Annotated in this window: 9 protein-coding genes; all 9 read right to left on the bottom strand. The window is 47.9% G+C overall.

Annotated features, from left to right (window positions below):
- Window positions 1-9: 9 nt before the first annotated feature.
- Entirely contained in the window at window positions 10-1,680 is a 1,671-nt protein-coding gene (locus tag FNY66_RS02380) for a formate--tetrahydrofolate ligase (RefSeq protein ID WP_150310178.1), read from the bottom strand.
- Between the two features lie 31 nt (window positions 1,681-1,711).
- A complete protein-coding gene (locus FNY66_RS02375; protein ID WP_087152271.1) occupies window positions 1,712-4,252 on the bottom strand; it encodes an FtsK/SpoIIIE family DNA translocase in 2,541 nt (846 codons plus the stop codon).
- A gap of 76 nt (window positions 4,253-4,328) precedes the next feature.
- The gene (locus FNY66_RS02370) at window positions 4,329-5,072 is read right to left on the bottom strand and encodes a ClpP family protease (RefSeq protein WP_150310280.1); all 744 of its coding nucleotides are present in this window, start codon (window positions 5,070-5,072) and stop codon (window positions 4,329-4,331) included.
- 121 nt (window positions 5,073-5,193) lie between these two features.
- A complete protein-coding gene (locus tag FNY66_RS02365; RefSeq protein ID WP_087152270.1) occupies window positions 5,194-6,468 on the bottom strand; it encodes an O-acetylhomoserine aminocarboxypropyltransferase/cysteine synthase family protein in 1,275 nt (424 codons plus the stop codon).
- Window positions 6,469-6,488: 20 nt separating this feature from the next.
- Window positions 6,489-7,241: a CFI-box-CTERM domain-containing protein gene (locus FNY66_RS02360; RefSeq protein WP_190324757.1), complete on the bottom strand. Its 753-nt coding sequence runs from the start codon at window positions 7,239-7,241 to the stop codon at window positions 6,489-6,491.
- Window positions 7,242-7,253: 12 nt separating this feature from the next.
- Window positions 7,254-7,985, bottom strand: a complete 732-nt coding sequence (locus FNY66_RS02355; RefSeq protein ID WP_087152269.1) for a YebC/PmpR family DNA-binding transcriptional regulator — start codon at window positions 7,983-7,985, stop codon at window positions 7,254-7,256.
- Between the two features lie 108 nt (window positions 7,986-8,093).
- Window positions 8,094-8,438 carry a type II toxin-antitoxin system PemK/MazF family toxin gene (locus FNY66_RS02350; RefSeq protein WP_087152268.1) on the bottom strand — a complete coding sequence of 115 codons (345 nt, stop codon included), beginning with the start codon at window positions 8,436-8,438 and terminating at the stop codon, window positions 8,094-8,096.
- 121 nt (window positions 8,439-8,559) lie between these two features.
- Complete coding sequence (gene alr / locus FNY66_RS02345; RefSeq protein ID WP_087152267.1) at window positions 8,560-9,708, bottom strand: alanine racemase; 1,149 nt, start codon at window positions 9,706-9,708, stop codon at window positions 8,560-8,562.
- Window positions 9,695-11,221: an NAD(P)H-hydrate dehydratase gene (locus tag FNY66_RS02340; RefSeq protein WP_150310177.1), complete on the bottom strand. Its 1,527-nt coding sequence runs from the start codon at window positions 11,219-11,221 to the stop codon at window positions 9,695-9,697. The genes alr and FNY66_RS02340 overlap by 14 nt, the downstream gene beginning before the upstream one ends.
- Window positions 11,222-11,226 lie beyond the last annotated feature (5 nt).

Here is an 11,226-nt window from a genome sequence, read left to right as displayed (position 1 = left end):
TCCTTTTATCTAAAACAGTCCTGTGATCTTACCGTCTTCTGTAACATCGATGCCGTTCGCCGCCGGCACTTTCGGCAGTCCGGGCATTGTCATGACTGCGCCTGTAAGAGCAACTACAAATCCCGCACCGGCGCTCACATATACTTCACGGATATGAATATCAAATCCTTCTGGTCTTCCCAGCTTTTTAGCATCATCAGAAAGAGAATACTGATTCTTTGCCATGCAGACCGGGAAATTTGCAAATCCAAGAGACTCGATCCGGTCAATCTGTCTCTGAGCTGCCGGCTCATAAACAACTCCGTCAGCGCCATATATCTCTTTCGCAATCTTCTCGATTTTTTCGCGGATCGACAGCTCATCACTGTAAAGAGGATGGAAGCTGCTTTCCTTATTGTCCAGAGTTTCAAGTACTTTCTGAGCAAGAGCAATGCCGCCCTCTCCGCCTTTTTCCCATACTTCCGAGAGCTCGAACTCACATCCTCGCTCTTCGCAGAACTTACGGATATATTCATTCTCCGCCTCTGTATCTGTCACAAAAGAGTTCAGTGTTACGATCACAGGTACACCGTACTTCTGTATATTTTCAATATGTTTTTCAAGATTGACAATTCCTTTTGCAAGAGCATCTAGGTTTTCTTCTGCCAGATCGCTCTTTGCAACTCCTCCATTATACTTCAAAGCACGGACTGTTGCAACCAGAACTACTGCATCCGGCTTCAGGCCTGCCATTCGGCATTTAATATCAAAGAACTTCTCGGCTCCCAGATCTGCCCCGAACCCTGCTTCTGTGATCGTAATATCACTCAGCTTCATAGCCATCTTGGTAGCTCTCACACTGTTACATCCGTGAGCGATATTGGCAAACGGACCGCCGTGGACGAGCGCCGGCGTATGTTCCAGTGTCTGGATAAGATTTGGCTTGATCGCATCTTTTAACAGCGCTGCCATGGCTCCGGTCGCTTTCAGATCATCTGCAGTGACAGGCTCGCCGTTGAAATTGTAGGCCACAATAATTCTTCCAAGACGTTCCTTGAGATCCGCAAGATTATCAGCCAGACAGAGGATCGCCATAATTTCTGAGGCAACGGTGATAACAAAATGATCCTCGCGTACCATGCCGTCCATTTTATTTCCCAGACCGACAACAACATTTCGAAGCACGCGGTCATTCATATCGAGACATCTCTTCCATACGACCTGTCTTGGATCGATTCCGAGTGCATTTCCCTGCTGGATATGATTGTCAAGCATTGCTGCCAGAAGATTATTGGCAGAAGTAATCGCATGAAAGTCGCCTGTAAAATGGAGGTTCAGATCCTCCATTGGTACTACCTGCGCATATCCGCCGCCGGCAGCCCCTCCTTTAATACCGAAGCATGGACCGAGTGAAGGCTCGCGGAGTGCGATCAAAGCTTTTTTGTTCAGCTTTGCCATCGCCTGTCCGAGCCCTACCGTGGTCGTTGTCTTTCCTTCTCCTGCCGGCGTCGGATTGATTGCCGTCACAAGGACCAGCTTTCCATCCTCATTGTCTTTGATCTTCTCCCACAGGTCGTCGGAAAGTTTCGCCTTATATTTCCCATAAAATTCAAGATCATCTTCCTCTATGCCTATTGTCGCCGCCACATCCCTGATATGTTCCAGTTTAGCTTCCTGTGCGATCTCAATATCTGTTTTCATCCTGTCTCCTCCTCTTTTCATTTGTTATCTGTTAACTGTTGTTACCGAGATATTCCTCAAATTCCTCTTTTGACATCAGGACTTTACGTGGTTTCGTCCCTTCTTCCGGGCCCACCACACCGGCCTCAGCAAGCTGATCCATGATCCTTGCAGCCCGGTTGAACCCGATTTTAAACATTCTCTGAAGCATTCCGATAGATGCTTTTTCTTTATCTATGATGAGCTTTCCTGCTTCGATAAAATATGTATCTTTATCATCCCCGCCCTCGCCGGCAGATGTACTGCCGGATACCGGAATATTTGTATTCATATGTTCTTCCAGTTCATCATTATAAGCAGTGCTTCCGCTGTTGCTGACCAGGTAATCCGCGACATCCTGTACCTCTTTGTCAGAGACGAAGGATCCCTGAACACGTACCGGCTTTGGATAACCGGCAGGATAAAAGAGCATATCCCCTTTGCCGAGCAGCTTCTCTGCGCCGTTCATGTCTATGATCGTCCTTGAATCCACACCGGACGTAACTGAAAATGCGATCCTGGACGGCATATTTGCCTTGATCAGTCCCGTAATGACATTGACCGAAGGTCTCTGCGTAGCCACGACAAGATGCAGCCCTGCTGCTCTGGCAAGCTGTGCCAGTCGGCAGATCGCGCCTTCAACTTCGCCGGGTGCCACCATCATAAGGTCTGCAAGCTCATCGATGATGATAACGATCTGCGGAAGTTTCTTTTTAATTTCATCGCCGGTTTCGCCTTTTTCGACTTTTGCATTAAATCCCTTCAGGTCTCTTACATTGTATTCTGCAAAGAGCTTGTAACGTTTTTCCATCTCAGCCACGGCCCAGTTAAGAGCCCCTGCCGCTTTCTTAGGATCCGTCACAACCGGGATCATCAGATGCGGGATTCCGTTATATACGCTCAGCTCAACAACCTTTGGATCCACAAGGATCAGTTTCACCGAATCCGGATCTGCCTTGTATATGATACTCATGATCAGTGTATTGATACATACAGACTTTCCGGAGCCTGTAGCACCGGCAACGAGCAGATGCGGCATCTTGGCGATGTCAGCCACGACTACTTTTCCGGCAATATCTTTACCCACAGCGAATGTGATCGGCGATGTACTTGCCTTAAATTCCTTTGACTCAAGAAGATCGCGGAGCATTACTGCTGTATTTTCCTTGTTAGGGACTTCAATACCGACTGCTGCTTTTCCCGGAATAGGAGCTTCGATCCTCAGATCGGCAACCGCAAGATTCAATTTAATGTCATCTGCCAATCCTACGATTTTGCTGACCTTGACTCCCTGATCAGGCTGAAGTTCATAGCGGGTAACAGACGGACCACAGCTTGCATTCGTTACATGGACGCCCACACCGAAATTCTGCAGTGTCTGTTCCAGCTTCAGCGCGGTTGCACGCAGATGACTGTCGGAATCTCCTCCGCTCTTTTTCCCGCGCTTCAACAGACTGAGCGGCGGCGTATGGTAGACAGGTTTCTCCTTTTCCTGTTCTTTTTCTACGATTGCCGCTACATTTTCTGTCTCAGCCGAAACTTCAGCAGCCTCTTTTGCCCTGCTGCGGCGTTTTGCAGACTTATCAACGTCAGCCGCCGTATCCTCCTGACGGAAAAGCTCTCCGGTCTGTCCGGATTCATTCCCTATACCGTCATCCGCCATCTCATCTGGCACAAATTCCTGCGGTTCTGCACGGCTGATCACAAAAGTATTCTCCTCTTCCATCTGCGGAATCTCATCATCCGCAAAATCTTCCGGGATCAGTTCATACACATCAGGGGATTTTCTCTTTCCTCTTTTCTTCGTATCCGGTGTATCATCTTCCCCGCCAAGTGTTGTTGCAAAGGAAACTCCCGACACCTTGTGATCGCTGCGTCTGTCTTCTCTTTTTCTTTCACTTTTTGCCCGTGGCTTCGCTGTCCTCTGCCGCTCTTCTTTTTCTTTCGCGCGGATCGCAGCTGTCTCCTGCCTCTTTTTCTTAGCGTCCTCATATGCTTTTCTGCTCTGCCGTCCGAGCGGAGCGAGCAGAGATTTCTCTGTGATGAGAATAATACATATAACAGACAGTATGATCAGAACAACATAAGTTCCTATGATTCCGATCAAAGGACAGAGCAGACTGACCAGACATCCGCCTGTCAGTCCTCCGGCATTTCTGTGTTCGCTTGCCTCTGTATAATACGAAAGCAGCGATGCTCTCGGTGTATAAGAATTAAATATCAGTTCCAGAATAGCTGTGATGAACAGAAACAGCATAATCGCCGCTGCAATCTTAATATAGGCATGTGTATTCCCCTTATTCGAAATGAGAAATGCGGCCAGTCCAAAGATTACGAAAGGCAGAAGATATGCCATAAACCCGAATAATCCAAAAAATACGGATGATACCGCCTCCCCTGCGATTCCTCCGACACCAAAATTGCTGAGAACCAGCAAAATACATACAGCCAGTACGGCAAGTATAATTATCTCTCCCCTGATTTCTGAATTTTGCTGACCTTTCTTCGGTCTGCTCTTTGAATTCTTACGGCTCTTCGTCGATTTAGCAGCCATATAATTCCCCCTTAGTAATTTAAACATACTAGATTTAGTATAGCATCATTTGAAAATTGTGTCATTATATTTTTTCTTACGTTCGTTTTCTCTCTTCAATCAGCTCATGAAGCTTCCGAAACGCCTGACTGATCCCGCCAACCTCGTCGATCAGCCCTTCCCTCACAGCCTCTTCTCCCTCAAGCATCGTACCTACATCTTTCACAAGCTGCGTGGAATCCAGCATCAGTTCCAGCAGCCGCTCCTGACTGATTTTTGAATGAGACGAGATGAAGCGGGCTATCCGGTCCTGTGTCTTTTCCATATTACGGTAGCTCTGGATCACTCCGATAAACATTCCAGTAGAGCGCACCGGATGTACGATCATCGTACCGGTAGGGACGATAAAAGAGTAATCTGCCGATACCGCCAGAGGTCCGCCTATTGAATGGCTGCCGCCCAGCACGAGCGATACGGTCGGTTTACTCAAAGATGCGATCATTTCGGCAATTGCAAGTCCTGCTTCCACATCGCCTCCCAGTGTATTGAGCAGGATAAGAATCCCCTCTGTATTATCATCTTCCTCGGCCTCTGCAAGTCTGGGCAGAAGATGTTCATATTTTGTTGCTTTCGTATTTCCGGATACTGCCTCGTGCCCTTCTATCTCCCCTATGATCGTCAAAAGCTGAATTCCGTGCCTTGAGTGTCCATTTCCAAGATCTAGAGTACCTGTTTCCTTAATTTCTTCATTTTCGTCATTTCTCTTTTTTTGGGCGTCTTCATTCCCTTCTCTTCCTGCAGCGCTTAGCGCATTGATTTCTTCTGTCTGTCTTCTGTTCATCTCCATATATATTCTGCCTTTCTGTCAAACTGTTTATGGAGATTAGTATTGAAGAAACCCGCTGATTTTATACGAAAAGATGGTACGGATGCAGATTGTATACATCCATACCATCTTCAAATCACTCCAGCGCCTGAGCTACATCGGCTATGATATCCTCTACATTTTCAATGCCGACACTAAATCGGATAAGATCAGGCTGTACGCCTGCCTCAAGAAGCTCCTGCTCGTTCATCTGGCGGTGTGTATGGCTCGCCGGATGCAGCACGCAGCTTCTCGCATCAGCCACATGAGTCACGATAGCAACCATCTTCAGTTTATCCATCATCTCGACAGCTGCGTCTCTGCCACCTTTCAGCCCGAAAGTCAGCACTCCGCATGTACCGTTCGGCATATATTTCTGGGCCAGATCGTAATACTTATCTCCCGGCAGTGACGGGTAGCTCACCCATGCAACTTTCTCGTGATTCTTCAGGTATTCAGCAACTTTGAGCGCATTCTCGCAGTGGCGCGGCATTCTCAGATGCAGTGTCTCCAGTCCGATATTCAGCAGGAACGCATTCTGCGGCGCCTGGATTGAACCAAGGTCTCGCATAAGCTGCGCGGTCGCTTTTGTAATATACGCGCCTTTTCCGAATTTCTGGGTATAGACAATGCCATGATATGTCTCATCCGGCGTTGTAAGTCCCGGGAACTTCCCGGCATTTGCTTCCCAGTCGAAATTACCACTGTCTACGATAGCTCCTCCCACACATGCAGCATGTCCGTCCATATATTTTGTAGTGGAGTGTGTCACGATATCAGCTCCCCACTCAAACGGACGGCAGTTGATCGGTGTTGCAAATGTGTTATCCACAATAAACGGAACTCCGTGTGCGTGAGCTGCCTTTGCAAATTTTTCAAAATCAAGGACGACCAGTGCCGGATTGGCGATCGACTCGCCGAACACAGCTTTTGTATTGTCCCTGAAAGCCGCCTCCAGCTCTTCTTCTGTACAGTCCGGATCAACAAAAGTTGCCTCAACTCCCATCTTTTTGATCGTATGGGCATAGAGATTATATGTACCGCCGTACAGTGCAGACGCACATACGATGTGATCTCCGGCCTGAGCGATATTCATGATCGCATAGAAGTTTGCCGCCTGTCCGGAGGAAGTCAGCATAGCAGCCACTCCGCCTTCCAGGTCGCAGATTTTTGCAGCCACAGCATCATTGGTAGGATTCTGGAGTCTCGTATAGAAATATCCGGATTCCTCCAGGTCAAACAGACGTCCCATCTGCTCGCTGCTCGTATAACGGAATGTTGTGCTCTGATAGATTGGAAGAACTCTCGGTTCTCCATTATCCGGCTCATATCCTGACTGTATACATTTTGTCTCGATTCTGTAATCACTCATCTGTCTGTTCCTCCCGTAATTTATGAATACAAATATTCCTTTTCGAGGCTGCGTACCATGCTGATATACAGCTCTTTACATTTATCTTTCTCGTCTTCTTCGATCAGGCGGATGCATCGGCTCAAATATTCTTCCCAGATACCGCGGTAAATATTATCTGCATCCTCCTGCCTGTCGATCCGTTTCACGATCGTCGGAGCTATGTTATAATACTCTTCTACGATCCGGCGCCCTTCCTCTGTTTCCGACAGGTAACCGTCGCGATATGCCCTCAGTGTGTTCAGTTCATAACAGTCGTCCGGCTTATCCATACTCCTGCATACAGCAGTCGTAATATAACAGAAGATTCCTTTCTTAAAACCGCCTCTGATACTGTCATAGGTAGAGTGTCCGATCTTATACTCGGGCATTTTTTCATTCCACACTTCTACCATCCGTTCAGTCAGAGTCTTCGCCTGAAGAGAAGGGATCTCTCCGATCAGAGGGACAAAATACGACACCATATTCATCTTATGATCAAGCGCCGCCAGATCCCGTTTCCTTTTTGAACTGATCTTGTCCAGTTCACCGCAGACATATTCCGGAATACAGGCGGCGATGCGTTCCAGCCCGTCCTCCGTTCTGTCACAGATCCCCGCTGTCTCTTCCAGCAGATCCGCGTACTTTGATTTGAGAGATTCCATATACTTTTCATAGCTTGACTTATGAAATTCATATTCCAGAGCCACGTCGTAAAGTTCTCTCAGATTCTCCAGAAGTCTGTCTGTCTCCATACTGATATTCCTCTATTCATTCCAGTTGTGATATACGTCCTGGACATCGTCGTCCTCTTCGAGGAGATCTAATGTCTTCTGGATATTCTTGATATCTTCCTCAGATGTAAGCTCTACATATGTCTGTGGGATCATCGTCACCTCTGCCTGTGCCATTGCGATGCCCTCTTCCTCGAGTTTCAGACGTACGTCACTGAATGTATCCGGTGCAGTAAGGATCTCATAACTCTCCTCGTCCTCAGTGAAATCCTCAGCGCCCGCGTCCAGTGCAAGCATCATCAGTTCGTCCGCATCCATGTCGCAGTCTTCTTTTGCAACGAATATCTGTCCTTTTTCATCAAACATGAAAGACACACAGCCCGGAGTTCCTACATTTCCGCTTCCTTTTGTAAATGCATTTCTCACATTTGACGCAGTCCTGTTCTTATTGTCTGTAAGCGTTTTTACAATGATCGCCGTTCCGTTCGGCCCGTACCCTTCATATGTAATATGCTCATAGTTGTCGCCGGAACCTTCTCCTGCCGCTTTCTTGATATTTCTTTCGATCGTATCATTCGGCATATTGTTCGACTTTGCTTTTGCGATCACGTCACGCAGCCTGCTGTTATTGGCAGGATCCGGACCGCCGCCCTCTTTTACTGCTACTGCCAGCTCACGCCCGATCTTCGTGAAGATCTTTCCCTTAGCAGCATCGTTTTTCTCTTTCTTATGTTTGATATTGGCAAATTTTGAATGTCCTGACATAAATTCTCCTCTTTTCTTACTTGTATATACTGCGCATTTCTGCGCACATTATGCTTTTCAATTTTATCATTCTTTTTGTATTCTGTAAAGAAGTCTGTTTGAACCGTACTATGTAGTGAGTTCCAGACTGACTCTGATCGCCTGATCGACTTTGCGCATCATAGTTCCGTCTATGTGGCATACATATTCCCGAAGCCTTTGTTTGTCGATCGTGCGGATCTGCTCGAGCAGGATCACAGAGTTTTTCACTATCCTGTAGTCTCTTGTACTTATCTCGATATGAGTCGGCAGTTTAGCTTTATTCATCTTGGACGTGATTGCCGCGCATATAATTGTAGGGCTGTGTTTGTTTCCTACATTATTCTGTATTACAAGGACCGGCCGGATGCCGCCCTGCTCTGACCCTACCACCGGGCTTAAGTCGGCATAATAAATGTCTCCTCTTCTGATCATCAATTTATTCACACTCCGATTCATTTACTTACTAAATGCATATCGCATACTTCAGTATTCCCTTATTCATCGGATGTATTCAATGATCTGCGGCATTGCGGGCCCGTCAATGTAAATCCTGTTATTCGCGGATCTTTCCGTCGCGTTTGTACACTCTCGGGATACGCTTGCCTAGACAACAGACAAATTCATAGTTAAATCTCCCGCTCAATCCGGCCAAATCTTCTACCCGGATTCTCTCTCCGCCGTCTTCTCCGATCAGTGTGACCTGGTCCATAAACTTTGTTTCCGGAATATCGGTCACATCGACCATAAACTGGTCCATACATACACGCCCCAGAATGCGTGCCTTTTTCCCGTGAATGAGCACATATCCTTTATTTGACAGAGATCTGGGGTAACCGTCCCCGTATCCTACCGGTATTGTAGCAACCCGCATTTCCTTCTGTGCTGTAAATGTGCCCCCATAACTGATAGAAGTTCCCGGAGCAACATCTTTGACATAGGTTACATGGCTGATCAGGCTCAGGGCCGGTTTCAGATCTACCGCTTCTTTATCTACCTCATCAGACGGATACATTCCGTACGTCGAGATACCAGCTCTCGCAAGATCATGCCGCATTTCCGGAAGATCGATGATTCCCGCGCTGTTATCGCAGTCATAATACTGGATAGACACGCCTCGTTTCTCCGTCTCTTCCTTCATCCACATGAAGCGTTCGTGCTGCTCCAGCGTATAAGTCTTATCTCTCTCATCTGCCTTGGCAAAATGGGTAAACATTCCCTCAAGTTCAACATTGGGAAGTCTGCTGATCCGCTCGATAGCATCCGCACTTTTCGCGTTCACAGGAAATCCGATCCGTCCCATTCCCGTATCAATTTTAATATGGAGACAAACTGTTTTTCCCAGTCTCACCGCTTCCTCAGATATCGCATCCGCCATCTCTTCTGTATATACCGCCGGCCGGATATCATAGCGGATCATCTCTTCATACTGATCCGGAAATATGCATCCCAATACGAGGATCGGTTTCTTTATACCATGTTCCCTTAGTTCGACAGCCTCTTCCAGGCATGCCACCGCATATCCCCACACATAAGGAAATTCCTCAAACATCTCCGCAATGGGGACGGCACCGTGTCCGTATCCGTCTGTCTTTACGACTGCGATCAGCCGGGCTCCGTCACCGATCCTGTTTTTCATCTGTTCCATGTTATACGCAATGGCGTCGAGATCGATCTCGGCGCACACACGATTATGCTGTTTCATTTTCTGTATCTCTCCTGTGATTCTCTTCGTTATTTTTCATACATCTCCCGATCCCTGCGATCAGATCACGGGCAAGCATACTGTAGCTGCCTTTTTCCTCCCGTGCCTCATCGCCGCCGCATGCATGAAGATACACACCGAGCGCAGCGCTTTCATATGCACTCATCCCCTGGGCCGAAAGCCCGGTGATCACTCCTGCCAGGACATCCCCTGCCCCTGCTTTCGCCATGCCGCTGTTTCCGGCCAGATTTAAAAACGGATGATTTCCTTTTGATTTTACAATAGTCCGGCTGTCTTTGAGCACACATACAGCCGGATATCTGTCTGTAAACTCCCTGACTATATCCATTCTCCTGTCGGCGATCTCAGTAACAGAAATGCCTGTAAGACGGGACATTTCTTTCATATGCGGTGTGAGAATGAGCGGAGCCTGTATCTGTTCCAGAAGATTCATCTTCCTGCTGAGAAGATTCAGTCCGTCCGCATCTATAATACAGGGAACTCGTACCTTGCTGAGCACACCTTCGAGAAGCATTTCCGAAACCTCTCCTGTTCCGAGTCCACATCCTATACAGACAACGTCCGCCCATTCAAGCAGATGTATAAGCTGCCCGTCATCATACTCCTGGTAGCAGGATATGATCGCCTCGGGCAGAAGCTCCTGCAGGATACTCCTGTTTTCCTGAGCTGTATAGATCTGCACCAGTCCTGCTCCGACAGTGTATGCTGCTTTTGCCGAAAGATAGGCAGCTCCTGCCATACCGCTGCTTCCCGTGATCATAAGGACCTTGCCGTAGCTCCCCTTATGTGAGTCAGGGTTCCTCTCGGGCAGAAGCCCTGGAATATCTGCGCGGTCATATGTGATGCACACCTCTTCATCAGATGCAAATATTTCCGGATCTATGCCGATCGGTACCGCCAGAGTATCTCCCGCGTAATATTTTCCCGGGTACATCTCACATCCTGCCTTCACACACGCCATTGCCACTGTAAGATCTGCCCTGAATGCAGTTCCCAATATGCGGCCCGAAGCCGCACTCACTCCAGACGGAATGTCAACTGCCACCTTCTCACACTCCCAGGCATTCATCCATTCGATAATATCCGCATATTTTCCGCTGATTTCCCTGCTCAGTCCCACACCGAACACAGCGTCTATTATAACAGTATATTCTTCCTCCGGGATTTCAGTGAATATCCTGATCCCGAGATTTTCAGCAATCCTTTTCTGGACGCCGCATTCTCTGCTCATGGAAGCTTCACGTCCGGCAAAGAGGATATGCGCTTGTGTGCCCTCCTCTGTCAGCAGCCTTGCAACGGCAAAACCGTCCCCGCCATTATTGCCGCTCCCGCATACCACCAGTGCGCGGGACGTGTCAATCCCGTGTATATGCATTGTTTCTACGGTTTTCAACGCGGCACGCTCCATGAGTACCAGAGATGGAATGCCCACATTTTCGATCGTGTGCCTGTCTGCAGCGCTCATCTGAGTTCCGTTCGGAAGATATCTCATAATCT

It is taken from the genome of Mediterraneibacter catenae, from assembly GCF_008691045.1.
Taxonomy (GTDB): Bacteria; Bacillota; Clostridia; order Lachnospirales; family Lachnospiraceae; genus Mediterraneibacter; species Mediterraneibacter ornithocaccae.
This window is presented reverse-complemented; position numbering and strand designations above follow the sequence as displayed.